Source organism: Cellulomonas sp., from assembly GCF_035634735.1.
In the GTDB taxonomy this organism is placed as follows: Bacteria; Actinomycetota; Actinomycetes; order Actinomycetales; family Cellulomonadaceae; genus Cellulomonas.
In genome coordinates this window covers 1-23,080 of sequence record NZ_DASQCJ010000220.1, presented here as the reverse complement: position 1 = coordinate 23,080, position 23,080 = coordinate 1, and the positions used below count along the sequence as shown (strand labels likewise).

At 76.9% G+C, this 23,080-nt stretch carries 23 protein-coding genes and 1 riboswitch; of the genes, 13 read left to right on the top strand and 10 right to left on the bottom strand.

What is annotated here, in order from left to right; genetic code table 11:
- From VER05_RS17970 to VER05_RS17930, 9 genes are all read left to right on the top strand, one after another.
- Positions 1-448 (top strand): helix-turn-helix domain-containing protein (locus VER05_RS17970; protein WP_324846682.1); only part of this gene is annotated, 448 nt, incomplete at its 5' end.
- 184 nt (positions 449-632) lie between these two features.
- A complete protein-coding gene (locus VER05_RS17965; protein ID WP_324846681.1) occupies positions 633-1,613 on the top strand; it encodes an ACP S-malonyltransferase in 981 nt (326 codons plus the stop codon).
- Entirely contained in the window at positions 1,610-2,614 is a 1,005-nt protein-coding gene (locus tag VER05_RS17960; protein ID WP_324846680.1) for a beta-ketoacyl-ACP synthase III, read from the top strand. The genes VER05_RS17965 and VER05_RS17960 overlap by 4 nt, the downstream gene beginning before the upstream one ends.
- Before the next feature lie 89 nt (positions 2,615-2,703).
- Positions 2,704-2,952 carry an acyl carrier protein gene (locus VER05_RS17955; RefSeq protein WP_146838928.1) on the top strand — a complete coding sequence of 83 codons (249 nt, stop codon included), beginning with the start codon at positions 2,704-2,706 and terminating at the stop codon, positions 2,950-2,952.
- Between the two features lie 151 nt (positions 2,953-3,103).
- The gene (locus VER05_RS17950; RefSeq protein ID WP_324846679.1) at positions 3,104-4,396 is read left to right on the top strand and encodes a beta-ketoacyl-[acyl-carrier-protein] synthase family protein; all 1,293 of its coding nucleotides are present in this window, start codon (positions 3,104-3,106) and stop codon (positions 4,394-4,396) included.
- Positions 4,397-4,569: 173 nt separating this feature from the next.
- Positions 4,570-5,955, top strand: coding sequence for an NAD(P)/FAD-dependent oxidoreductase (locus VER05_RS17945; RefSeq protein WP_324846678.1), 1,386 nt, complete (start codon positions 4,570-4,572; stop codon positions 5,953-5,955).
- Positions 5,956-5,980: 25 nt separating this feature from the next.
- Complete coding sequence (gene sigJ, locus VER05_RS17940) at positions 5,981-6,940, top strand: RNA polymerase sigma factor SigJ (protein ID WP_324846677.1); 960 nt, start codon at positions 5,981-5,983, stop codon at positions 6,938-6,940.
- Positions 6,941-7,010: 70 nt separating this feature from the next.
- Positions 7,011-7,775, top strand: coding sequence for an SDR family oxidoreductase (locus VER05_RS17935; RefSeq protein ID WP_324846676.1), 765 nt, complete (start codon positions 7,011-7,013; stop codon positions 7,773-7,775).
- Positions 7,776-7,903: 128 nt separating this feature from the next.
- Entirely contained in the window at positions 7,904-8,266 is a 363-nt protein-coding gene (locus tag VER05_RS17930; protein ID WP_324846675.1) for a RidA family protein, read from the top strand.
- Positions 8,267-8,284: 18 nt separating this feature from the next.
- Here the strand turns inward: VER05_RS17930 and VER05_RS17925 are convergent, their stop codons facing one another.
- The 3 genes from VER05_RS17925 to VER05_RS17915 are packed head-to-tail and all read right to left on the bottom strand — an operon-like array spanning position 8,285 to position 11,194.
- Positions 8,285-9,805: an oxidoreductase gene (locus tag VER05_RS17925; RefSeq protein WP_324846674.1), complete on the bottom strand. Its 1,521-nt coding sequence runs from the start codon at positions 9,803-9,805 to the stop codon at positions 8,285-8,287.
- Complete coding sequence (locus VER05_RS17920; protein WP_324846673.1) at positions 9,802-10,704, bottom strand: FAD:protein FMN transferase; 903 nt, start codon at positions 10,702-10,704, stop codon at positions 9,802-9,804. Before VER05_RS17920 ends, VER05_RS17925 begins: the two co-directional genes overlap by 4 nt.
- Positions 10,691-11,194 (bottom strand): FMN-binding protein, encoded by a 504-nt coding sequence (locus VER05_RS17915; RefSeq protein WP_324846672.1) that lies wholly within the window; start codon positions 11,192-11,194, stop codon positions 10,691-10,693. Before VER05_RS17915 ends, VER05_RS17920 begins: the two co-directional genes overlap by 14 nt.
- Before the next feature lie 181 nt (positions 11,195-11,375).
- Between VER05_RS17915 and VER05_RS17910 the strand changes: the two genes are divergently transcribed.
- Complete coding sequence (locus tag VER05_RS17910; protein ID WP_324846671.1) at positions 11,376-12,869, top strand: CehA/McbA family metallohydrolase; 1,494 nt, start codon at positions 11,376-11,378, stop codon at positions 12,867-12,869.
- A 20-nt stretch (positions 12,870-12,889) separates the two neighbouring features.
- Here the strand turns inward: VER05_RS17910 and VER05_RS17905 are convergent, their stop codons facing one another.
- The 4 genes from VER05_RS17905 to VER05_RS17890 all read right to left on the bottom strand — a co-directional run bounded on the left by VER05_RS17905 (position 12,890) and on the right by VER05_RS17890 (position 16,632).
- A complete protein-coding gene (locus VER05_RS17905) occupies positions 12,890-13,387 on the bottom strand; it encodes a DUF3145 domain-containing protein (RefSeq protein WP_324846670.1) in 498 nt (165 codons plus the stop codon).
- Between the two features lie 185 nt (positions 13,388-13,572).
- Positions 13,573-14,058 carry a peptide deformylase gene (gene def / locus VER05_RS17900; RefSeq protein WP_203668872.1) on the bottom strand — a complete coding sequence of 162 codons (486 nt, stop codon included), beginning with the start codon at positions 14,056-14,058 and terminating at the stop codon, positions 13,573-13,575.
- A 67-nt stretch (positions 14,059-14,125) separates the two neighbouring features.
- Positions 14,126-15,769, bottom strand: coding sequence for an AlkA N-terminal domain-containing protein (locus VER05_RS17895; protein ID WP_324846669.1), 1,644 nt, complete (start codon positions 15,767-15,769; stop codon positions 14,126-14,128).
- Positions 15,766-16,632: an isocitrate lyase/phosphoenolpyruvate mutase family protein gene (locus VER05_RS17890; RefSeq protein ID WP_324846668.1), complete on the bottom strand. Its 867-nt coding sequence runs from the start codon at positions 16,630-16,632 to the stop codon at positions 15,766-15,768. Before VER05_RS17890 ends, VER05_RS17895 begins: the two co-directional genes overlap by 4 nt.
- A gap of 179 nt (positions 16,633-16,811) precedes the next feature.
- On the opposite strand from VER05_RS17890, the gene VER05_RS17885 reads away from it, so the two are divergent.
- The 3 genes from VER05_RS17885 to VER05_RS17875 are packed head-to-tail and all read left to right on the top strand — an operon-like array spanning position 16,812 to position 20,447.
- A complete protein-coding gene (locus VER05_RS17885) occupies positions 16,812-17,636 on the top strand; it encodes an ATP-binding cassette domain-containing protein (RefSeq protein WP_324846667.1) in 825 nt (274 codons plus the stop codon).
- Positions 17,637-17,668: 32 nt separating this feature from the next.
- Complete coding sequence (locus tag VER05_RS17880) at positions 17,669-19,825, top strand: YhgE/Pip domain-containing protein (RefSeq protein WP_324846666.1); 2,157 nt, start codon at positions 17,669-17,671, stop codon at positions 19,823-19,825.
- 13 nt (positions 19,826-19,838) lie between these two features.
- Positions 19,839-20,447, top strand: a complete 609-nt coding sequence (locus tag VER05_RS17875) for a TetR/AcrR family transcriptional regulator (RefSeq protein ID WP_324846665.1) — start codon at positions 19,839-19,841, stop codon at positions 20,445-20,447.
- 107 nt (positions 20,448-20,554) lie between these two features.
- On the opposite strand, the gene VER05_RS17870 is transcribed toward VER05_RS17875, so the two are convergent.
- The 3 genes from VER05_RS17870 to VER05_RS17860 all read right to left on the bottom strand — a co-directional run.
- Positions 20,555-20,779 carry a BldC family transcriptional regulator gene (locus tag VER05_RS17870; RefSeq protein ID WP_147796295.1) on the bottom strand — a complete coding sequence of 75 codons (225 nt, stop codon included), beginning with the start codon at positions 20,777-20,779 and terminating at the stop codon, positions 20,555-20,557.
- Between the two features lie 16 nt (positions 20,780-20,795).
- A riboswitch (cyclic di-GMP riboswitch) is annotated at positions 20,796-20,870 on the bottom strand.
- 258 nt (positions 20,871-21,128) lie between these two features.
- The gene (locus VER05_RS17865) at positions 21,129-21,860 is read right to left on the bottom strand and encodes a response regulator (RefSeq protein WP_324846664.1); all 732 of its coding nucleotides are present in this window, start codon (positions 21,858-21,860) and stop codon (positions 21,129-21,131) included.
- Positions 21,857-23,080: ATP-binding protein (locus VER05_RS17860; RefSeq protein ID WP_324846663.1), on the bottom strand; the 1,224-nt coding region annotated here is incomplete at its 5' end. The genes VER05_RS17860 and VER05_RS17865, both read right to left, overlap by 4 nt.

Genomic DNA, 23,080 nt, shown 5'->3' with positions numbered 1-23,080 from the left:
CCTGCTCCCCCGGTTCGGCCCCGGCCCCGTGGTGCTCGGCCCGACCGGCGCGGACCTCGCCGACGCCGCCCGGTCCGCCCGCGCCGCGCTCGCCGGCCTGGCCGCCATCGCCGCCTGGCCGCAGGCGCCCCGCCCCGTGCTCGCCGACGACCTGCTGCCCGAGCGCGTGCTCGTCGGCGACGCGAGCGCCCGCGCCCTGCTGGTCGAGCAGGCGTACGTCCCGCTGCTGGCCAGCACGGGCAGCCTGCTGGAGACCCTGACCGCGTACCTCGCGGCCGGCCGCAGCCTGGAGGCCGCCGCCCGCACGCTCTACGTGCACCCCAACACCGTGCGGTACCGCCTGCGCCGCGTCGCCGAGGTCACGGGCTGGGACCCCCTGGACCCGCGCGAGGCCTACGTCCTCCAGCAGGCCCTCGCGGTCGGCCGCCTGGACCACCCGCAGCCCTGATCCCCGCCGAGGTCGTCGGTTCCGGCCACCGCACCCCCGGCGGAACCGGCGACCTCGGGCGCAACCGCCGACCTCGCGCGCCGCGGGACGCCGCGCGGCGTTGTGGGATGCGGACAAGTCGGACCCGGCAACCGTGTGCGGGTCGTGAGGGGGCCACCGGCGCGCCGCCCGGCAGAGTGGTCGGGTGCTCGCGATCGTCTGCCCCGGACAGGGCGCCCAGACCCCCGGAATGCTCGCCCCCTGGCTCGAGCTCCCCGGATCCGCCGACCGCCTGGCGGCCTTCTCGGAGGCCTCGGGCGTCGACCTGACGGCGCACGGGACGACCTCCGACGCCGACACCATCCGCGACACCGCGGTGGCCCAGCCCCTCATCGTCTCGACCTCCCTCCTCGCGCTGCGCGCGCTGGAGGACGAGGGCGGCCCGGTCGCGGCCGGCGCCACGGCGGGCCACTCGGTCGGCGAGTTCGCCGCCGCGGCCCTCGCGGGCGTGCTCGACGACGCCGCCGCGGTGGCCCTGGTCGGGCAGCGCGCCCGGTTCATGGCCGAGGCCGCCGCCGCCGAGCCGACCGGCATGACCGCCGTCCTCGGCGGCGACCCGGACGAGGTGCTCGCGGCGATCGAGGCGGCCGGCCTGTGGCCCGCCAACGTCAACGGCGGCGGCCAGGTCGTCGCCGCCGGTGCGCAGGACGCGCTGGCCCGGTTCGCCGAGAACCCCCCGGCGCGCGCTCGCGTGGTCCCGCTGCAGGTGGCCGGCGCGTTCCACACCCCGTTCATGCAGCCCGCCCGGGACGCGTTCGCCGCCGTCGCCGCCGAGGCCGCCGCCGCGTCGCCCCGGGTGACGCTGCTCACCAACGCCGACGGCACCGCCTTCGGCCCGGACGCCGCCGGCGCGGACGTCGTGGCCCGCCTGGTCTCGCAGATCGCCCAGCCGGTGCGCTGGGACCTGTGCCAGGCGACCCTGGTCGAGCTCGGCGTGACCGGCCTCCTGGAGCTCGCCCCCGGTGGTGTGCTCAAGGGCCTGGCCCGGCGTAGCCTGCCCGGGGTGGAGACGGTCGCGATCACCTCGCCGGCCGACCTGCCCGCCGCCCGGGACCTCGTCGCCCGCCACACCGCGACCCCCGGCGCCGCGCCCACGACCGACGACTCCCGGGAGACCGCCCAGTGACCCGCCCCACCCTGACCCAGGCGACCGGCCCCGCCCACACGCGGATCCTCGGCCTGGGCGCCGCCCGCGGCGAGAACGTCGTCCCGAACGACGACCTGGTCGGCCCGATCGACTCGTCCGACGAGTGGATCCGCCAGCGCACCGGCATGGTGACCCGCGTCCGCGCGGGCGCCGACACCGACGTGCTCGACCTGGCCGAGAAGGCCGCCCGGGAGGCGATCGCGAACGCGGGCCTGACCGGCGCGGACATCGACGCGGTCATCCTGGCGACCGTCACCTACTTCCACCAGACGCCGTCGGGCGCCGCGATCCTCGCGGACCGGCTCGGCGCGACCCCGGCCGCCGCGTTCGACGTGTCGGCCGCCTGCGCGGGCTACTGCTACGGCATCGGCCAGGCGGACGCCCTGGTCCGCGCCGGCACCGCCCGCAACGTGCTGGTCATCGGCGCGGAGAAGATGAGCGAGTTCGTCGACCCGACGGACCGGTCCATCTCCTTCCTGCTCGGCGACGGCGCGGGCGCGGTCGTCATCGGCCCGTCCGACTTCCCCGGCATCGGCCCGACCGTGTGGGGCTCCGACGGCTCGCAGTCGCAGGCCATCCGGCAGACGCACTCGTGGCTCGACACCCGGGACAACGGCGCCGGCTGGCCGACGCTGCGCCAGGAGGGCCCGAGCGTGTTCAAGTGGGCCGTCTGGCAGATGGCCCCGGTCGCCGAGAAGGCCCTGGCCGCCGCGGGCGTGACCGCCGACCAGATCGACGCGTTCATCCCGCACCAGGCGAACATGCGGATCATCGACCAGATGATCAAGCAGCTGAAGCTGCCCGACACCGTCGCGGTCGGCCGGGACATCGCCGACACCGGCAACACGTCGGCGGCCTCCATCCCGCTGGCCACCGAGCGCCTCATCCGCGAGGGCCAGGCGAAGAGCGGCGACCTCGCGCTCCAGATCGGCTTCGGCGCGGGCCTCGTCTACGCCGCCCAGGTGGTCGTGCTGCCCTGACGGGCCGCGCGACCGCAGTACCGTTCATCGACCGCACGACCGTCGCCGCACCTCACGGTGGGGCGCAGCACACAACCAAGGAGACACCGATGGCGCACAGCGAGCAGGAGATCCTGGCCGGCCTGGCCGAGATCGTCAGCGAGGAGACCGGCCTGCCGACCGACTCGGTCCTGCCCGAGAAGTCGTTCACGGACGACCTCGACATCGACTCCCTGTCGATGATGACGATCGTGACCCTGGCCGAGGAGAAGTTCGAGGTCCGCATCCCGGACGACGAGGTCAAGAACCTCGCGACCGTCGGCGACGCGGTGTCGTTCATCTCGAACGCCCAGGCCTGAGCCGCCCGACCGGGGTCCGCGCCGCGCCGCCGCCTCGCGCGGCGTCGACGGGAGCCGAGCGCTCCCGCGGCGCGGACCCCGGTCGCGTCCCGGCACCGTCCGGGACACCCCTGAACCAGCCGCACGCACCCGAGCCACCCAGGAGCACCTCATGAGCTCACCCCGCGACACCGGTCGCTCCGCTCCCGCTGCCGCGGGGGCCCCGAGCAGCACGCGAGTCGTCGTCACCGGCCTCGGCGCCACGACCCCGCTCGGCGGGGACGTCCCCACCACCTGGCAGGCCGCCCTGGCCGGAACCTCGGGCGCGCGCACGCTGGACAACGACTGGGCGTCGACGTACGGCCTCCCGGTCGACTTCGCCGCCACCCTCGCGGTCCGGCCGGAGGAGGTCCTCCCCCGGCCCGAGATGAAGAAGATGGACCCCTCGGCGCAGTACGCGATCATCGCGTCGCGCGAGGCGTGGTCCGACGCCGGCTCCCCCGAGGTCGACCCCGACCGGCTCGGTGTCGTCGTGTCGTCCGGCATCGGCGGCATCTGGACGACCCTGGACGCCTGGGACACCCTGCGCGAGAAGGGCGCCCGCCGCGTCCTGCCGATGACCGTCCCGATGCTCATGCCGAACTCGCCGTCCGCGTACGTCGAGCTCGAGTTCGGCGCCCGCGCCGGGGCGCACGCCCTGGTGTCGGCCTGCGCGTCGGGCGCCGAGGCGATCGGCTACGCCGTCGACATGATCCGCAGCGGCCGCGCCGACATCGTGATCGCCGGCGGCACCGAGGCCACGATCCACCCCATGCCGATGGCCGCGTTCGCCGCGTCCCGCACGCTCTCCACCCGGTCCGACGACCCGGCGCGCGCCTCGCGCCCGTACGACGTCGACCGCGACGGCTTCGTCATCGGCGAGGGCTCCGGCATCGTCGTCGTCGAGTCCGAGGAGCACGCCCGCGCCCGCGGCGCGAAGGTGTACGCGGAGATCGCCGGCGTCGGCCTGTCGTCGGACGGCTACCACATCACCTCCCCCGAGCCGACCGGCCGCGGCCAGATCGCCGCGATGCGGATGGCCATGAAGGACGCCGGCATCGGCACCGCCGACGTGCGGCACGTGAACGCGCACGCCACCTCGACCGTCGTCGGCGACCTCATCGAGGCCCGCGGCGTCCGCGAGACCCTCGGCTCCGACGCCGACCAGGTCGCGCTGTCCGCCACCAAGTCGATGACCGGCCACCTGCTGGGCGGCGCCGGGGCGCTCGAGACCGTGTTCTCGGTGCTCGCGGTGCACCACCGGCAGGCCCCGCCGACGATCAACGTCGAGAAGCCGGACCCGGAGCTCGTGCTCGACCTGGTCCGCGACACCCCGCGGCCGCTGCCCGAGGGCGACATCGCGGTGGTCAACAACTCGTTCGGCTTCGGCGGCCACAACGTGGCCCTGGTGGTCACGAACGCCTGACCCCGGGGGCCCTCGGCCCTCGCGGACGTCTCGAGTGGCGCTTCCTGCCCGACACGCCGGCGCGTGTCGGGCAGGACGCTCCACTCGTCTCCACCCGACCGCCACCCGCGACCTCACATCCCGTCGCCCTGCGTCGTCATCCCGGCGACCGGACAGGAAGAGGGGTCGCAGCCGTGAAGCACATCGTCGTCGTGGGTGGCGGGTACGCCGGGTTCTCCGCCGCGTGGGGGCTCGAGAAGAGGCTCCGGCGCGGCGAGGCGCGGGTCACCGTGATCGACCCGCGCCCCTACATGACCTACCAGCCGTTCCTCCCCGAGGTGGCCTCGGGCTCCGTCGAGGCCCGGCACGCCACCGTGCCGCTGCGCCGGCACCTGCGCCGGACCCGCGTGGTGGCCGGGGCGGTGACCCGGATCGACCACGCGGCCCGGACGGTGACGGTGGCGCCGCGGGACGGCCGCCCCTTCGACCTGGCCTACGACGTGGTCGTCGTGACCGCGGGCGCCGTCACCCGCACGCTGCCGATCCCCGGACTGGTCGACACCGCGATCGGGCTGAAGCAGGTCGAGGAGGCGGTGGCCGTGCGCGACCACGTGCTCACCGCGTTCGACCGGGCGGCGGTCCTGCCCCCGGGTCCCGAGCGGCGCCGGCTGCTGACCTTCACGTTCGTCGGCGGCGGCTTCTCCGGCGTCGAGGCGTTCGGCGAGACGCTGTCACTGGCGACCTCGCTGCTGGCCTCGTACCCGGAGCTCGGGCCGGACGACGTCGCGTTCCACCTCGTCGAGGCCCGCGACCGGATCCTGCCCGAGGTCACCGACCGCCCCGGGGCGTGGGTCGTGCGGCACCTGCGCGGGCGCGGCGCCCGGGTGCACCTCGGCGCGCAGCTGCGGTCCGCCGTGGGCGGCCACGTGGTGCTGTCGACCGGCGAGGAGTTCGACACCGGCCTGGTCGTCTGGACGGCGGGCAACGCGGCGAACCCGGTCGTGAGCCGGCACACCGACCTGCCCGTCACCGCGCGCGGCCTGGTGCGGGTGCGGGCCGACCTGCGCGTCGAGGACGAGGACGGCGCCGTGGTCCCGGACGCGTGGGCCGCGGGCGACGACGCGGCGGTCCCGGACCTGGCGGGGGCGCCCGGGGCGCTGACCGTCCCGAACGCGCAGCACGCCGTCCGGCAGGGCCGGCTGCTCGCCGCGAACCTCGTGGCGACGCTGCGCGGCCGGCGCCCCCGGGACTACGTGCACCACAGCCTCGGCGTCGTCGCCACGCTGGGCCGGCACCAGGGCGTGTTCCAGTACCGCCGGCTGGTGCTGACCGGCCTGCCGGCGTGGCTCGCCCACCGCGGCTACCACGTGCTCGCCGTGCCGACCTGGGAGCGCAAGCTCCGCGTCCTGCTGGTCTGGCTGGGCGCCGCGCTCGGCGGCCGGGACATCGGCTCGCTCGGTGCCGTCGTCGACCCGCGGCGCGCGTTCGTCACCGGCGGCGACGTCCCGTCCGCGATCCCGCCCGTCGACGCGTCGGCGGCTCCGCGCGCGGCGGACCGTGCCACGATCACCGCAGCGTGACGGGCGACGGAGAGGACCCGCGGACATGAGCGAGCGCGCACCCGACGACGGGCCGCCGGTCGGGGTCGACGCCGTCCCGGACGACCTCCCCGACGTCCTCGCCGAGCGGCGCCGGCTGCTCGCGATCGGCTACCGGATGCTCGGCACGCTCGCCGAGGCGGAGGACGCCGTCCAGGAGACCTACGTCCGCTGGTACCGGATGACCGACGCGGAGCGCGCCGCCGTCCGGAACCCGCAGGGCTGGCTCACCCGGGTCGTGAGCCGGGTCTGCCTCGACGTGCTCGGCTCCGCCCGGGCCCGCCGGGAGCGGTACGTCGGCGAGTGGCTCCCCGAGCCGGTCCCGGCCGACCTGTTCTCCGGCGTCCCCGGCCGGCCCGCGGCGCCGGGCGCGGCCGACGGCGACCCGTTCGACCGGGTCTCGCTCGACGAGGAGGTGAGCACCGCGCTGCTGGTCGTGATGGAGGCCATGACGCCGGCGGAGCGCGTGGCGTTCGTGCTGCACGACGTGTTCGCCCTGCCGTTCGACGAGATCGCTGCGGTCGTCGGCCGCAGCCCGGCGGCCGTCCGGCAGCTCGCGACCTCCGCCCGGCGGCGGGTCCGGGCGCACGGCGAGCCCGGCCGCGGCACCCGCGAGCACGACGACGTGCTGGCGGCGTTCGCGGCCGCGGCCGCCGGCGGGGACCTCGCCGCGCTCACCGGGCTGCTCGACCCGTCGGTCACGCTGCGCGCGGACGGCGGCGGGGTCGTCAGCGCCGCGCGGCGGCCGGTGCTCGGCGTCGACCACGTCGCCCGGTTCCTGCTCGGCGTGTTCCGGAAGCGCCCGTCGGCGGTGCTGGCCGCCCGGCGCACCGGGGACGGGCTCGCGTTCGCCCTCGAGGACGGCGGGCAGGTCCAGGCGCTGGTCAACGCCCGGGTGCGCGACGGCCGGATCACGGACCTCTGGTTGCAGGTCAACCCGGCGAAGCTCACCACCTGGTCCGCCTGACCTCACACCGGCGGCCGCTGCGTCGTCATCCCCTCCGAGGCCGGCAGGGCGCCGGCCGGGAGGGATCACCATGCGGATGCTCGTCGCCGGGGGCACCGGCCACGTCGGGAGCCGGCTGACCGCCCGGCTGCGGGAGCTCGGGCACGACGTGGTCGTCGGGTCGCGGCGGGACGGGTTCGACCCGGTGACCGGCGCGGGCGTCGGGGACACCGTGCGGGGCGCCGACGTCGTCGTCGACGTGCTCAACTCCCCCGAGATGGCCGCCGCGGCCGCGACGGCGTTCTTCCGCGGGACCACCGAGCGCCTGCTCGCCGCGGAGCTCAGCACCGGCGTCCGGCACCACGTGCTGCTCTCCGTCGTCGGGGCCGACCGGGCCCTCGCGAACGGGTACTACGTGGGCAAGGTCGCGCAGGAGGACGCCGTGCGGGAGGGCGAGGTCCCGTTCACGATCGTGCGGGCCACCCAGTTCCACGACTTCGTCCCGACGATCGCGGACTGGCTGACCGTCGACGGGACCGTGCAGGCGACCGGCACGCTGCTGCAGCCGGTGGCGGTCGAGGACGTCGTCGACCTGCTGGCCGAGGTCGCGCAGGGCGCGCCGCTCCAGGACACGGTCGACCTCGCCGGCCCGGACCGCTACCGGCTCGACGACCTGCTGCGCGCCACGCTGGCCGACCGGTCGGACCCGCGCGAGGTGGTGACGGTCGACGGCGCGGCGCTCGGCGCCGAGTCGGCCGACGCGCTGGTCCCGCTCGGCGCGCACCGGCGGGGCGGGCGGCGCTACCCGGTCGCGGGGGTGCCGGTCGCGGGCGGGGCGGCCGGGACGGCTGCCTGAGTCCCGGGTCCTTGGGCCCGCGCACCCTCCCGGGTGGAGCGTTCTGCCCGACACGCGCCGGCGTGTCGGGCAGAACGCTCCACCCGTTTCCACTCCACGGGTCTCGCGACCCCGCTACGGTCCGCGGCATGGACGCGATCACCCGGCACGAGATCCACGAGGGCTGGGCGCACGCGGGGATGGTCGAGGCCGGCGGTCTCGTCTTCGTCTCCTACTGCGTCGGCAACACCACCGGCACGACCACCGAGCAGGTGCACGGCGCGCTCGACACCCTGGAGGCCCGGCTCGCGACGCTCGGCCTGACGCTCGCCGACGTGGTGCAGGTCGACGCGCTGTTCGCCGACATCTGGGAGATCCCGGCGATGGAGGCGGTGTTCCGCGAGCGGTTCGCCGGTGCCTACGCGGCGCGGAAGTCGATCCAGACCGCGTTCGCGCACGAGGGGCTGCGGTTCCAGCTCGACGCGGTGGCGCACCGCGGGCGCGCGGGCTGAGCCCGCGCTCCGTCCGCCTCAGTACCCGCTGAACGCGTCCGTCCGCACCCGCCGCGCCCCGGCCCGCCGCAGCAGCGCCCGCGTCCCGTCCACCATCGCCGGCGGTCCCGACACGTACGCGTCCCGCTGGTCCAGGTCCGGCACCGCCTCGGCCAGCACCTCCGCGCTGAGCCGCGCCTCGCCGAGGTGCACCGCGCCCGCCGGCAGGCTGTCCCGGTCCGGCGTCGGGGACAGCACCAGCACCCGCGCCCCGGCGGCCCGCGCCGCGTCGGCGTAGGCCAGGTCCGCGTGGTCGTTGACCCCGTGCACGAGCACCACGTCCCGGCGCTCCCCCGCGGCCGCCAGCGCCGCGAGCTGGGACGCGAACGGCGTGATCCCGATGCCGCCGGCGACCAGCAGCAGCGGCCGGGCCGGGTCGTCGGGCAGCACGAAGTCGCCGCCCAGGCCGGTCGCCCGGACCCGGGAGCCGACCGGCAGCGCGCCCAGCGCCCGCTTGAACGTGCTCGCCTTCTCGGGGACGGTCAGCGCGACCGTCAGCTCGTCCGCCGACGGCGCCGAGGACACGCTGAACACGCGGCGGGTGCCGCGGCTGTCGGGGCGGGCGTGCGGGACCGTGAGCTCGACGTACTGGCCGGGCCGGAACCGCACGGGGCGGTCGGCGCGGAACGCGAGCTCGACGGTGCGCGGCGTGAGCCGGGTCGACCGGGTCAGCGTGAGCCGGACCGCCTTGCGCTGCCCCCAGGCGAACCCGATGAGGTTGCCGACGACCAGCGCCGCCTCGGGCGTGCTGTACAGCGGGCCGACGTGGTACGACACGGCCATCAGCGCGCCGACGACGACCGCCTCGACCAGCTGCTGCCACCGGCGCGGCGGCAGGGTCAGCGGCTCGGTCAGCATGACGCCGCCGAGGAACAGGATCGGGTACGACACGAACGCCGTCTGCACGGCCGCCCACGGCGCGGACCCCTCGGCCACCAGCCGCACCGCGACCGCCAGCACCGCCACGGCCACGAAGGTGCCGACGAGCGCGTACCGCCGCGTCCGGACCACGATCACGAGCGTCAGCAGCGCCACCGGCACGAGCAGCCACCGGTCCGCCACCCACCAGGTCGTCGCGTCCCAGCCGGTGAGCCCGACGAGCAGCGCCCCGGCCGCCGCGGGGTTGAGCAGGTGCCGCCCGCGCCAGGCCAGGACGTACTTGGACGCGTTCGCGAGCAGCGCGGCCAGGGCCAGCGTGCCGAGGTACCGGGCGTCGAGCGTGGGCCAGAACAGGAAGAACAGGATCAGGCCGGTGATGATCGCCGACTCGGTGTGCGGGCGGGTGCGGAACGCCAGGGCCACGCCCCACGCGCTCGCCACGGACGCCGCCACGGCGACCGCCGCGCTGACCACCATCGCCCCGGGGTCGAGGAAGACCACGTCGGTCGCCGCCAGCACCAGCGCCACGACCGCCAGGGCGGACAGCCCCAGGGTCAGCAGCCGGTACATCGTGACGCGGCCCAGCCGCTCGTCCAGCCACGCGAACCGGAGCACGGTCACGCGAACACCTCCCCGTCGAGGCCGAGGGACCACCGCAGGCTCCCGTCGGCGCGCAGCACCACGTAGCGGACGCCGAACCGGGACGCGACGAGGTCCGGGTCGGCGAAGAACAGGGCGGTCGCGGCGACGTCCGCCGTCAGGGCCGAGCCGCCGACCGCCCAGGTGGCCAGCACGTCCGAGGTCGGCGCGCCGGTCCGGGCGTCGACGACGTGGTGCAGGCCCTCGCCCCAGGCGCGCCGGTTGGTCGCCGACCCGCACAGGGCGCCGTCGGCGAGCCGGAGCACGCCGACGGCCCGGCCGGTGTCCCGCGGGTCCTCGAGCGCGACGGTCAGCGGGCCGGACGCGGTGCCGAGGCCGGCGGCCCGCAGGTCCCCGCCCGCGTCCACCACGTGCTCCCCGACGCCGTGGGCCGCGAGCACGCCCGACACCAGGTCGACCAGGTAGCCCTTGCCGCCGGCGCCGACGTCGATGAGCGCGGGCACGTCGAGCGTGAGCGTCGCCTCGTCCCGCCGCGCCGCGGCCCGCCAGTCGGGGGCCGGGGCCGTCAGCAGGGCCCCCTCGGCGTCCCGGCGCGCGCGCAGCGTGTAGGCCGCGTCGTAGCCCAGCCCCTCCAGGGCGCGCCCGACCAGCGGGCTGACCGCACCGTCCGTGGCCCGCGCCGCCGCGTCGTAGGCGTCGAGCAGCGGCCCGGCGTCGTCGGGCAGCCGGTACGCGCCGGCCCCGCCGCGGGCGACCTCGGACACCCACGAGTCGGCGCGGAACCGGGACCAGTCGCGGTCGAACCGGTCGATCCGCTCCCGCACGGCGCGCAGGGCGGCGTGCGGCAGCGGCTCGGCGGTGTCGATCGTCCAGCGGGTGCCGATCGCGTCGAAGGCCTCGGTGGCCTCAGGCCGCGGCATCGGCCCGGATCTGGTCGAGCGCCGCGTTGAACCCGTCGCCGGTCAGCGACGAGCCGGAGACCTTGTCGACCGACAGCCCGGCCAGCTCCTGGCCCACGACCTCGTCCGCGATGCCCGAGGCGAACTCCTCCTGGAACCGCTCCGCGTTGCCGCCGCTCGCCTCCGGGGTGACGGTCACGTCGGTCACGACGCCGTCGGCCACGCCCAGCTCGACGGAGATCGACTCCTGACCGCCCGGGGTCGAGTACGAGCCCTCGGCCGTGTACGTGCCGTCGGCGAACCCGCCGGACGACGAGCCGGCGGTGCCGTCCGTGCCGGCACCGGCCGTCGCGTCGGCGGTGCTGCCGGAGCCGGCGTCGGACTGGGTGCTGCCGGACGACTGCGCGTCGTCCTCGGTGGCCGCGTCCGCGTCGCTGCAGGCGGCCAGCGCCACGAGGACGGACAGGCCGGACATCAGGCCGAGCGTGCGGCGTCGGGTGGTGTGCGCCATGGGTCGTCCTCCTCTGGCCCGGGTGCGGGCCCTTGGTTGAATCCGATCACATGATCTGGGACTTTCGACCCTAGGCAGGGTGCCTGGAGATTCTCTGGGAATCAGGCGTGTCCGGGCGTTGTGGCCGTACTGGTCACCGGCGGGCGTGCGCGCCGCGCCGGGCGCTCGCTACCGTCGACGGGTGCCGACGCTGACCATCGAGACGGGCGCCCACGCGCGCGTCACGGTGCGCGGGCCCGACGGCGCCTGGCACGCGCCCGAGGACGCCGTGCGGGACCGGACCGCGAGCGACCGCCCCGGCGTGCTGGGCATGGACCTCGACCCGACCGACGGCTCGGCGATCGACCCCGGCTACACCGCGCACTTCCTGACCGCCGGCACCGCCGAGGTGCCGGTGCCGCGCGGGGCGTGCGAGGTCGTCGTCGAGCGCGGGCCGGAGCACCGGCGGGTCGAGCGGGTGGTGGACGTCGGCCCGGGCGGCGCGCGGGTGGCGTGCGTGCCGGAGCGGTGGGCCGACCTGGCGGCCGAGGGCTGGTGGTCGGGCGACCTGCACGTGCACCGGCCGGTCGCCGAAGCCGCCGCGCTGCTGCGCGCCGAGGACCTGCACGTCGGGGCGTTCGTGACGCGGTGGAACGAGGGGGCGCCCGCGTCGGACGGCGCGGAGCCGACGGCGGCCGGCGGCCCGCGGGCCGCGCTCACCGTCGACGGCGACCGGCACGCCGTCGCCCCGGTCACCGAGGACGAGCGCGGCGGCGGCGCGGTCCTGCTGCACGGCGTCGACGTGCGCGACCTGCCCGGCACCGGCGCCGACGACTGGTGGTCCCCGCCCGCGCGCGCCCTGGTGGACGCCGCGCGGTCCGCCGGCGCGTTCGTCGACGCCGAGAAGCTGACCTGGTGGGACGCCCCGGTCCTGATGGCGACCGGCGCGCCCGACGCCGTCGGCGTGCTGAACAACCACTACCTGCCGGGCGGGATGCTGGCGAACGAGGCCTGGGGCCGCCCGCGCGACCGCGCGGCGCACCCGGGGCCGGAGGGCGCGAGCCGGTACCAGCTCGGCCTCTGGTACCGGTACCTGGGGCTCGGGCTGCGGCTGCCCGCGTCGGCGGGCTCGGCGTCCGGGGTGCTGCCGGCGCCGCCGGGGTACGACCGGGTGTACGTGCAGGCGCCGGGGCCGCTGACCGTCGACGGGTTCTACGGGGGACTGCGCGCCGGCCGGTCGGTCGTGACCAACGGGCCGCTGCTGGCGGTGACGGTCGGCGACGCAGGGCCCGGCGGCACCGTCCGCGCGGGGTGGCACCGGGTGCGGGCGGTCGCGCGCACCGCGCCGGACGCGGACGGCAGGGCGGCGCCGGCGCGGGTGGAGGTCGTCGTCGACGGCCGGGTGGTGGCGGGGGTCGACGGGCCGGTGCTCGACGCGCCCGTCGACCTGCGCGGCGCCGGCTGGGTGGCGGCACGCGCCCGGCAGCCCGACCCGCGCACGATCCGGCTCGCCCACACCAGCCCCGTGCACGTCGACGGGCCGCGGCCGGACGCGGCGGAGCACCGGGCGTTCTTCGCCCGCTGGGTGGCGGACCTCGCCGCCGCCGCCCGGTCTGAGCCGCGCCGGTTCCCGACGGCGGCCCGGCGCGACGAGGTCCTCGACCTCTACGACCGCGCGGCGCGCTTCTACCGCTGACGTGGGCGCGCCCCGGGCGCTCAGCCCACGCGGTGCAGCCAGCGCACGGGCGCGCCGGCCCCCGCGTACCGGAACGGCTCCAGCTCGTCGTCCCACGCCTGCCCGAGCGCCAGCGCCAGCTCCTCGCGGACGGCCCGCGCGTCGGCCAGCTCGAGGGCCGCGCGGATGCGGTCCTCGGGGACGACGACGTTGCCGTGCACGTCGGTCTGCGCGTGGAAGATGCCCAGCTCGGGGGTGTGGCTCCACCGAGCGCCGTCGCTGCCGTGGCTCGTGTCCTCGGTGACCTCGTAGCGCAGGTGGGTCCAGCCCCGCAGAGCCGACGCGAGGCGCGCGCCGGTGCCGGGGGTCCCCTGCCACGAGTGCTCGGCACGGAACATCCCCGGTGCGGCGGGCTGCTCCGTCCAGTCCATGGACAGGCGCAGGCCCAGCACGTTGCCCGCCGCCCACTCGAGGTGCGGGCAGAGCGCGCGCGGCGCGGAGTGCACGAAAAGAACACCGCGGGTGATCGCACCTGCCATGTCATCCCTCCCGGATCGGCTCGAGGTTCGCCTTCCCCAACGACCTCGTCCCTACCGGACACGTGACTCCACAGCCTGCACGCGCGGCGTGCTGGGGACAGCATGCCTGATGAGGGCCGGTGCGCACCAGCGCTCCGGCCCTCATCACCTGCTCGACGCCCGGTTCGTCCGGGTTCGGCGCCCCGTCAGAGGGTCTCGCGGATCGCCCGCATGGCCTTCTTGCGCACGGACCGGTCCAGCCGGTCGATGTACAGGTGGCCGTCCAGGTGGTCGACCTCGTGCTGCAGGCAGCGGGCCATGAGCTCGACGCCCTCGACGACGACCTCCTTGCCGTCCAGGTCCGTGCCGACGACCCGCGCGTACCAGGCGCGCCGCGTCGGGAACCACAGGTCGGGTACCGAGAGGCAGCCCTCGTCGCCGTCCTGGTAGTCCTCGGACAGCTCGACGATCGTCGGGTTCAGCACGTAGCCGAGCTCGTCGTCGATGTTCCAGGAGAACGCGCGCAGGCCGACGCCGATCTGGTTCGCGGCCAGCCCGGCGCGACCGTCGTGGTCGACCGTCTCGAGCAGGTCCTCGACCAGGCCCTTCACGCGGGCGTCGATCGTGGTCACCGGCTCGCACGGGGTGCGCAGCACCGGGTCGCCCACCACGCGGATCTCTCTCATCGCCATGCCCGCGATTCTTCCATGCCACGACCGGCATCCGCGGACCGGGCGCGCGGCGCCGGGACCGGCCTGGTCAGCGCGGCGCGGCGGCCCGCCAGAGGTGCATCGCCGCGTACGACCGCCAGGGCGACCACGCCGCGGCCCGGGCCGCGAGCTCCCGGTGCCCCGCCGGCCGCGGCAGCCCGGCGTCGAGCGCGCCCGCCGCCACTGCCCCGGCCACGAGCGCCACGTCGCCGGCGAGCCACGCGTCCGGGTCGCCGAGCACCCGCATCGCCACGTAGGCCGCGGTCCACGGCCCGACCCCGGGCAGCGCCACCAGACGCTCGCGCAGCGTCGCCGGGTCCGCGCCGACGTGCGCGGGCAGCGTCCCGTCGACCAGCGCCGCGGCGGCCGCCAGCACGGCCGCGACCTGGCGCGCGGGCAGCCGCAGCGGCCGCCCGGGATCGGGCTCCGCCCCCGGGACCGGCGCGGGGACCGCGGCGAGCACCTCCTTCGACGTCGGGAACAGCCGCTCCAGGCCGGGGATCGCCGACGCGTACGGCGCTCCCGCGACGGCGGCGAGCCGCCCGAGGTGCCCGCGCGCGGCCGCGACCGAGATCTGCTGACCGACGATCGCCCGCACGACGAGCTCGGCCGGGTCGACCGTGCCCGGCACCCGGATGCCCGGCGTCGCGGCGACGAGCGGGGCGAGCACCGGGTCGGCCGACAGCGCGGCGTCGACGGCCGTCGGGTCGGCGTCGAGGTCGAGCAGCCGGCGCACCCGGGCGACCGCGGTGCCGACGTCCGCCAGCGACGCCAGCTCCAGCCGCGCGGACAGCCGCCACCCGCCGCGGCGGTCGGGCGTCGCGACGACCTCGACCGCCCCGGGGCCGTGCGGCAGCGCGAGGGTGCGGGCGTACCGCAGCGGCCCCTCGTCCGGGAGGTCGGCCACCTCGACACCGGCGACGGCGCGCACCGCCAGGAAGCCGAGCACGCCCCGCGCGTCGTAGGGCTGCCGCACGGGCAGGGCGAGGTCGAGCCGGACCTGCGGGGCGACCGCCGACGACCCGGTGGGCCCGGACGCCGACCCGGCGGCCCCCGCCGCCGTGGCCCCGGCGCGCGGCACCCCGGCCCCGTCCGCCCGCCGCGCCCGCGCGCGCAGCTCGGTCGGCCGCACCGCGAACACCTCGCGGATCGTGTCGTTGAACTGCCGCACCGACCCGAACCCCGCGGCGAACGCCACGTCGGTCACCGGCAGCGCCGTCCCGACCAGCAGCGCCCGCGCCGTCTGCGCCCGCCGGGCCCGCGCGAGCGCCTGCGGCCCCGCCCCGAGCTCGGCGACCAGCATCCGGTGCACGTGCCGCGGGGTGTACCCGAGCTCGGCGGCGAGCGCCTCCACCCCGCCGCGGTCCAGCAGCCCGTCGCCGATCAGCCGCATCGCCCGCCCGACGGCGTCCCGCCGCAGGTCCCACTCGGGTGTGCCGGGCGTGGCCTCGGGGAGGCAGCGCTTGCACGCGCGGTAGCCGGCCTCGTGCGCCGCCGCGGACGTCCGGTAGAAGGTCACGTGCTCCCGCCGCGGGGTCCGGGCCGGGCAGGACGGGCGGCAGTAGATGCCGGTCGACGACACCGCGGTGACGAACTGCCCGTCGAACCGGGTGTCGCGGGCGTCGATCGCCCGGTACCGCTCCTCGAAGCCGGGGTCGCCGGGAGCGTGGCGCGCGTGCGCGGTCTCGGTCACGGCCGGTCCCCGGCCCCCGTCGACGCCGCGCCCGCGGCGACCAGCGCGTCGAGCTCCCGGTAGTCCACGCCGTCCTCGAGCACGCCGTAGGTGCCCGGCCCGGCCAGCTCGACGGCGGCCCGGCGCGCGACGGCGTAGGCCGCCTCCGCGACGGAGGACCCGAGGCTGACCCGGGCGACCCCGAGCCGGCCGAGCTCCGCGACCGGGGGCAGACCGGGCACGGCCATGACGTTGAGCGGCACCGGGACGGCCGCGGCGAGCTCCGCGATCGCCGCGGGGTCGGCGACCCCGGGGACGAAGACGCCGTCCGCCCCCGCCTCGACGTACCGGCGGGCCCGGGCCACGGCCTCGGCCACCCGGTCCTCCGGGGCGACCAGCCCGCGCAGGTAGACGTCGGTGCGGGCGTTGACGAACAGCGCGACGCCCGCCCGGTCCGCGGCGCCGCGGGCCGCCTCGATGCGGGCCGCGAGCTCCTCGGGCTCGCGCCCGCCGTCCTCGATGTTCATGCCGACCGCGCCGGCGTCGAGCAGCCCGGCGACGGTCGTCGCGACGTCGGCGGCGGCGGCCGCGAACCCGCCCTCCGCGTCCACCGTCACGGGCACCGCGACGGCGCCGGCGATGCGGGCGACGGCGGCCAGGAGCGCGTCCCGGTCGAGCCGGTCGCCGTCCGGCAGGCCCAGCGACCACGCGACCCCGGCGCTCGTCGTGGCGATCGCCGGGGCGCCCGCCGCCTCCACCACGCGGGCGCTGGCCACGTCCCAGGCGTTCGCGAGGGCGAGCGGCGCGGCCGGGTCGTGCAGCGCGCGCAGCCGGCGGGCCCGGGCGTCGAGGGCGGGCGCGGCGGGGTGCGGGGTGCTGGTCATGGACCCATCCCACCCCCGCGCGGGTCGGGAGTCCAGCGGCGATCGGACACGACCGTCGAGGGTCGGAGGGCGCCCGCCGGCCGCGGTGTGACGCGCGAGACCCCGGCTCGGCGTGACGGGATGGCCGGGTCGTCCTATCTTTGTACTGACCAGTCAGTGCGAAACGATCAGAGGCGACAGTGTCTTCGGAGCCCACCCCGACCCCCGAGGTCGAGCAGCAGCGCGTCGAGCACCAGCACGCGACGACCACCGACGTCGAGCACGCCCCCGACGTCGAGCAGGACCCCGACGCCGCGCCCACCCCGCCGGCCCCGGCCGTCCGCGCCCGCGGCCTCGTGCTCACCGGCACCCGCGGCCCCGTGTACGGCCCGGTCGACCTCGACCTGCCGACCCGCGTGCTCACGGTCGTCCAGGGCCCGCAGGGCGCCGGCCGGTCCAGCCTGCTGCTGACGCTCGCCGGCCGGATGGTCCCGGACCGCGGCTCCGAGCTGACGGTGCTCGGCGAGGACCTCCCGCGCCGCCGGGCCGTCGTGCAGCGCCGCGCCGCGGTGGCCGGCTTCGCCGGGGTCGACGAGCTCGACGACTCCGTGACGGTCGGCGACGTCACCCGCGAGCGGCTCGCCTGGCTGTCGCCCTGGTACCGCTGGACCGGCCGGGTCTCCCAGGAGCGGTTCGCCGCGCTGGCGGCGCCGGTGTTCGGCGAGCGCCCGCTCCCCCGCGTGCAGACCGTGATCTGGGACCTGGACGAGGTCGACGCGATGCTGCTGCGCGTCACCCTGGCCCTGGCGCAGCAGCCCGACCTGCTCGTCGTCGACGACGTCGACCAGGTGCACGACTCCGGCCGCCGCCAGACGGTGTGGACCCGGCTCGAGGCGCTCGCCGCCGCCGGCACCACCGTGATCGCGTCCGTCGCCTCGCTGGACGAGGTCGCCCGGATGCGCTGGTGGGCCGCCCCCGAGGTCGTGAACCTCGCCACCGGCCCGCACGCCGTGCCCGCCGCCTGACCCTCCCGCTCATCCTTCCCGAGGACCTCCCGATGCTCTCCTCCCTGTCGACCGGCACCGAGCTGCGCCGGTTCCGCCGCGGCCTGCTGCCGAAGCTCGCCGTCGTCGCGATGCTCGCCATCCCGCTGCTCTACGGCGCGCTCTACCTCTGGGCCTACTGGGACCCGACCGGCAACCTCGACCGGCTGCCGGTCGCGCTGGTCAACGCGGACGAGGGCGCGACCCGGGACGGCGAGCCGCTGCGCGCGGGCGACGACGTCGTCGACGAGCTGCTCGACTCCGACGCCCTCGACTGGCGGCAGGTCGACGCCGACCAGGCCGCCGCGGGCGTCAGCGACGGCACCTACTACTTCGCCGTCACGCTGCCCGCCGACTTCTCGACCGACATCGCGTCGATCGGCGGCGACACCCCGACCTCGGCGGAGATCGACGTCACCTACAACGACGCCAACTCCTACCTGGCCTCGACCCTGGGCCGCAGCGCGATGACCCAGATCCGCGCCGCGGTGTCCGCCACCATCGGCGAGCAGGCCGCCGACCAGGTGCTCGTCGGGCTCGGCTCGGCGCGCGACGGGTTCGCGCAGGCGTCCGACGGCGCCCTCACCCTCACCGCCGCGAGCGGCGACCTGTCGTCCGGGGCGCACCAGGTGGCCGACGGCGCGACCTCGGCCGCCGACGGCGCGGCCACGCTGGCCTCGGGCGCGTCCGACCTCGCGAGCGGGGCGGGCCGGCTCGACTCCGGCGCGTCGACGCTGGCGACCGGCGCGGGCACGCTGTCCTCGGGCGCGAGCACGGCGGCCTCGGGCGCGGCGGACCTGGCCGACGGCGCGCAGCGGCTGTCCGCCGGGGCGGCGGACGCGGCGGCGAAGTCCGGCCAGCTGGCCGCCGGCGCGCAGCAGCTGAGCGACGGCGTCGACCAGGCCGCCACCACCCTCGGCCGGCTCTCCGGCGCCAGCGCCGGGCTCGGGTCCGTCGCCACGGACCTGACCGCGCTCGCACGGGAGCAGGCCGCCGCCGGCGACACCGACGCGGCGCAGCGGATCCAGGCGCAGCTGCAGGCCATGCAGCAGACGCTCGCCGACCTGGGCCTGCCCACGACCGCCGACGGCCAGCAGCAGGCCGCGGCCGACCTCCAGGCGCTCGTCACCGGCGCCCACGACCTCCGGGACGGCTCCGCCGCGCTGTCGACCGGCCTCGGCACGCTCTCCACGTCGTCGGCGGAGCTCGCCTCCGGCGCCGGCACCCTGGCGTCCGGGACCGCGCAGGTCGCCGCCGGCGCGGCCGACCTCGCCGGCGGCGCGGGCACGCTCGCCTCCGGCGCCTCGGACCTGGACACCGGCGCGCACACCCTCGCGTCCGGCGCGGCCGACCTCGCGTCCGGCACCGGCACGCTCGCCTCCGGCGCGGCCCAGGTCGCCGACGGCTCCGACCAGCTCGGCGACGGCAGCCAGGAGCTCGCCGACAAGCTCGCCGACGGCGCCGCGCAGATCCCCGATGACTCCGACGCCACCCGGTCCGACCGCGCGAGCGCGCTCAGCACCCCGGTCGGGCTGTCGAGCACCGACGTCGCCGCGGCGGACGGCTACGGCGAGGGCTTCGCGCCGTTCTTCGTGCCGCTCGCCCTGTTCGTCGGCGGCCTGATCACCTGGCTGCTGCTCCGCCCGCTGCCGCCCCGCGGCCTCGCGACCCCGGCCCGCGGCTGGCGGATCGCGCTCGCCGGCTACCTGCCCGCGCTGGCGATCGGCGTCGGCCAGGTCGTGATCCTGCTGACCGTCGTGCACTTCGGCCTCGGGCTCGGCTGGTCGACCGCGCTCGGCACCGCTGCGTTCACCGTGCTCGTCGCGGGCGCGTTCCTCGCGGTGCAGCAGATGCTCATCGCGGTGCTCGGCGCCGCCGCGGGCAAGGTCGCGATCATCGCGCTGCTGATGCTCCAGCTCACGGCCGCCTCCGGCACCTACCCGGTCGAGACGACCCCCGGCTTCTTCCGGGCGCTGCACCCCGCGCTGCCGATGACCTACGCCGTCACCGGCCTGCGCGAGCTCACCACCGGCGGCACCGATGCGCGGCTGTGGACCTCGGTCGCGGCGCTGGCGGCGTTCCTGCTCGGCTCGCTCGCGATCACCTCGTGGCGCGCGGCCCGGCAGCGCACGTGGACGCTGTCCCGCCTGCACCCCTCCCTGTCGATCTGAGAGGCTGGGTGCCATGCCAGCCGCCGCCGACGCCGTCCCCGCGCCCTCCGGGGCCGTCGACTCCCCCGGCCCCGGCCGGCGCGACACCCGCCGCGCGATCATCACGGCCACCGTCGCGCTGATCGCCGACCGCGGGTTCTCCGCCACCTCCGTCGACGACATCGCCGACCGGGCCGGCGTCGCCAAGGGCAGCGTCTACTACAACTTCGGGTCCAAGGGCGCGCTGTTCGAGACCGTGCTCACCGAGGGCCAGCGGGCGCTCACCACCGCGCTGCGCGGCGCCGCCGAGGGGCGGGAGGGCCGCGACGCGGTCGGCGCGCTGGTGCACGAGCTGCTCGCGCAGATCCAGGGGCACCCCGACTTCGCCAAGGTCCTCGTGGCCGAGGTGTTCCGCACCGGGCGCGACTGGCAGGACTCCATCCGGCAGGTGCGCGACGAGTCGTTCGCGGTGTTCGCCGAGGTCGTCGAGGCGTCCTGGCCGCACCGCGACCCCTCGCTCACCGCCGCGGCGATGTTCGGGGCCACGCTGGTCGCCGGGCTGGAGTGGCTGGCGTTCCAGCCGGACCGGCCGGTGGCGGACGTCCGCCGCGCGGTCCTGGCGACGGTCCTCGACCCGCTCTGACGCGCAGGGCGCGGGCCCTCGCGCCCGGGATCGCGCGCCCGGGACGCGGAACGGGCCCCCGAGCGTCTGCTCGGGGGCCCGTTCGCGGTGCTGCGGGGTGCTGCGCCTCAGAGGCGGCCGGCCTGCTGCGGCACGCCGCCGAGCAGCTCCATGACCTCGGACTCGAGGAACCGGCGGTGGCCGCCGAGGGTGCGGACGGCGGAGAGCTTGCCGGCCTGGGCCCAGCGGGTGACCGTCTTGGGGTCGACCCGGAACATGACCGCGACCTCACCCGGGGTGAGCAGCGAGGCGGAGGCCTGCGTCGGGATCTGGGCCTCGAGGGGGTACGTCATGGTGACTCCTAGTCGGTTCGGTAGCCCGGCTGTCCCCATGGGACCCGTGGCTTTGCGTCCCCGCCTTGCAGCGGGTTTGCCGTTGTCGCTCAACGAGGAGAACTATACAGAAATCGGACAGAACGGCAAGTACCACCCGAGAGCGGACAGAACCGCAGGTCAGCGGTGTGCGCGTTCACATGGCGGACGAGCCGGGACCGCCCCGCGGTTACCAGCGCGGCCCCGACCCCGCCACCGGGGTCAGCCCACCGGGCATCGGGACCACCCGTCCGGGGGTCGTGCGACGCGACGGCGTCACCCGGACCGCGTAGCGGGCGGGCACCGCGGGCGCGACGACCGCCCGGGCGCGTCAGCCCGCCGGGCCGTCGCCGCCGCCCGTCGGGGCCTTGCCGCCGCCCGCCGGGTCGAAGCGGTAGCCCATGCCCGGCTCCGTCAGCAGGTACCGCGGCGCCGCCGGGTCCGGCTCGAGCTTCTTGCGCAGCTGGGACAGGTACAGCCGCAGGTACCCGGTGTCGGTGATGTGCTCCGAGCCCCAGATGTCGGACAGCAGCGTCTGCCGTGTGACCAGCCGCCCGGCGTTCCGGACCAGCACCTCGAGGATCCGCCACTCCGTCGGGGTCAGCCGCACCGCCTCCGGCGGGTTGCCGTCGCGGGTGACCGTGGTGGCGGTGAGGTCGACGGTCACGTCGCCGATCCGGACCAGCGGCTCGGCGTCGGTCCCGCCGGCGGCGCGCCGGGTCAGCGCGCGGATGCGGGCGAGCAGCTCGTCGACCCCGAACGGCTTGGTCACGTAGTCGTCGGCCCCGGCGTCCAGCGCCTCGACCTTGTCGGCGGAGCCGGTGCGCCCGGACAGCACGAGCACGGGCGCGGTGGTCCAGCCGCGCAGCCCCTGGATCAGCTCGACGCCGTCCAGGTGCGGCATGCCGAGGTCGACGAGGTACAGGTCGGGCTTGTGCTCGATCGCCTGGTTCAGCGCCGACACCCCGTCGGTGGCGACGAGGATCTCGTAGCCGCGGGCGCGCAGCGTGATCCGCAGGGCGCGCAGGATCTGCGGGTCGTCGTCCGCGATGAGGATCTTCACGCCGGGCGCTCCCCCGTGCCGGGCGCGGCGCCGGCCTGGCGCAGCGCGATCACCATGGTCAGCCCGCCGCCGGGGGTGTCCTCCGGCCCGAGCGTCCCGCCCATCCCCTCGGCGAACCCGCGCGACAGCGCCAGACCGAGCCCGAGCCCCGTCGCGTTGTCGGTGTCGCCGAGCCGCTGGAACGGCACGAACAGGTCCGCCCGCCGGTCGGCCGGGACGCCGGGGCCGTGGTCGACGACGCGGATCTCCACCCGGTCGGCGAACGCGCTGGTCTGCACCCGCACCGGCACCCCCGCCGGGGTGGCGTGCACCGCGTTGGCCAGCACGTTGACGATCACCCGGCGCAGCAGCGCCGGGTCGGCCTGCACGGGCGGCAGCGCGGGGTCGAGCTCCAGGTGCACGTCGTCGGGGCCGAGGCCCAGCTCGTCGAGCGCGGGCAGGATGACGTCGTCGACGTCGGTCGGCCGGACCGAGACGCCCAGCACGCCCGCCTGCAGCCGGCTGACGTCGAGCAGGTCCGTGACCAGGCCGGTCAGCGTGGCCAGGCTCTCGTCGGCGGTGGCGAGCAGCTCCTCGCGGTCGGCTGGCGACCAGTCGACGTCCCTCGACCGGAGGCTGCCGACCGCGGTGGTGGCGGCGGTCAGGGGGCGGCGCAGGTCGTGGCTGACCGCGGACAGCAGGGCGCTGCGCACCTGGTCGGTCTCGCGCAGCGGGCCGATGGCGTCGGCGGTGCGGCTGAGCCGCTGGTGGTCGAGCGCGGCCGCGACCTGGGCGACGACGACGCCGAGCAGCCGGTTGTCGGCGCCGTCCACGTCCGGCACGTCGGCGTCGACCCCGCGCGGGGTGCCGTCGCCCCGGTCGAGGTCCAGCACGGTGTGCTCGTCGACGGGGACGTGCGGCGAGCCGGGCCGGACCGTGCCGGACTCCGCGAGCACCTCGTCGCCGGAGCGCAGCCGCACGCCCGCCAGGCCGAAGGCCTCGCGCGCCCGCTCGATCAGCGCCCCCAGCGCGTCCTGGCCGCGCAGCACCCCGCCGGAGACCGTGGCGAGCAGCTCGGACTCCGCCCGGGCCCGGTGCGCGGCCCGGGTGCGCCGCGCGGCGAGGTCCACCACCGCGGCGACCAGCGCCCCGTTGACCACGTACAGCGCGAGCGCGAGGGCGTGCACGGGCTCGCTGACGGTGACGGCGTGCGTCGGCGCCACGAACAGGTAGTTCAGCGT

Bases quoted from the DNA above. Each gene is read 5' to 3' on its own strand.
- VER05_RS17950 (WP_324846679.1), top strand. From the start codon at position 3,104: ATGAGCTCACCCCGCGACACCGGTCGCTCCGCTCCCGCTGCCGCGGGG.
- VER05_RS17955 (WP_146838928.1), top strand. From the start codon at position 2,704: ATGGCGCACAGCGAGCAGGAGATCCTGGCCGGCCTGGCCGAGATCGTC.
- VER05_RS17880 (WP_324846666.1), top strand. From the start codon at position 17,669: ATGCTCTCCTCCCTGTCGACCGGCACCGAGCTGCGCCGGTTCCGCCGC.
- VER05_RS17935 (WP_324846676.1), top strand. From the start codon at position 7,011: ATGCGGATGCTCGTCGCCGGGGGCACCGGCCACGTCGGGAGCCGGCTG.
- def (WP_203668872.1), bottom strand. From the start codon at position 14,058: ATGGCGATGAGAGAGATCCGCGTGGTGGGCGACCCGGTGCTGCGCACC.
- VER05_RS17920 (WP_324846673.1), bottom strand. From the start codon at position 10,704: ATGCCGCGGCCTGAGGCCACCGAGGCCTTCGACGCGATCGGCACCCGC.
- VER05_RS17905 (WP_324846670.1), bottom strand. From the start codon at position 13,387: ATGGCAGGTGCGATCACCCGCGGTGTTCTTTTCGTGCACTCCGCGCCG.
- VER05_RS17890 (WP_324846668.1), bottom strand. From the start codon at position 16,632: ATGACCAGCACCCCGCACCCCGCCGCGCCCGCCCTCGACGCCCGGGCC.
- VER05_RS17870 (WP_147796295.1), bottom strand. From the start codon at position 20,779: ATGACGTACCCCCTCGAGGCCCAGATCCCGACGCAGGCCTCCGCCTCG.
- VER05_RS17915 (WP_324846672.1), bottom strand. From the start codon at position 11,194: ATGGCGCACACCACCCGACGCCGCACGCTCGGCCTGATGTCCGGCCTG.
- VER05_RS17930 (WP_324846675.1), top strand. From the start codon at position 7,904: ATGGACGCGATCACCCGGCACGAGATCCACGAGGGCTGGGCGCACGCG.
- VER05_RS17875 (WP_324846665.1), top strand. From the start codon at position 19,839: ATGCCAGCCGCCGCCGACGCCGTCCCCGCGCCCTCCGGGGCCGTCGAC.
- sigJ (WP_324846677.1), top strand. From the start codon at position 5,981: ATGAGCGAGCGCGCACCCGACGACGGGCCGCCGGTCGGGGTCGACGCC.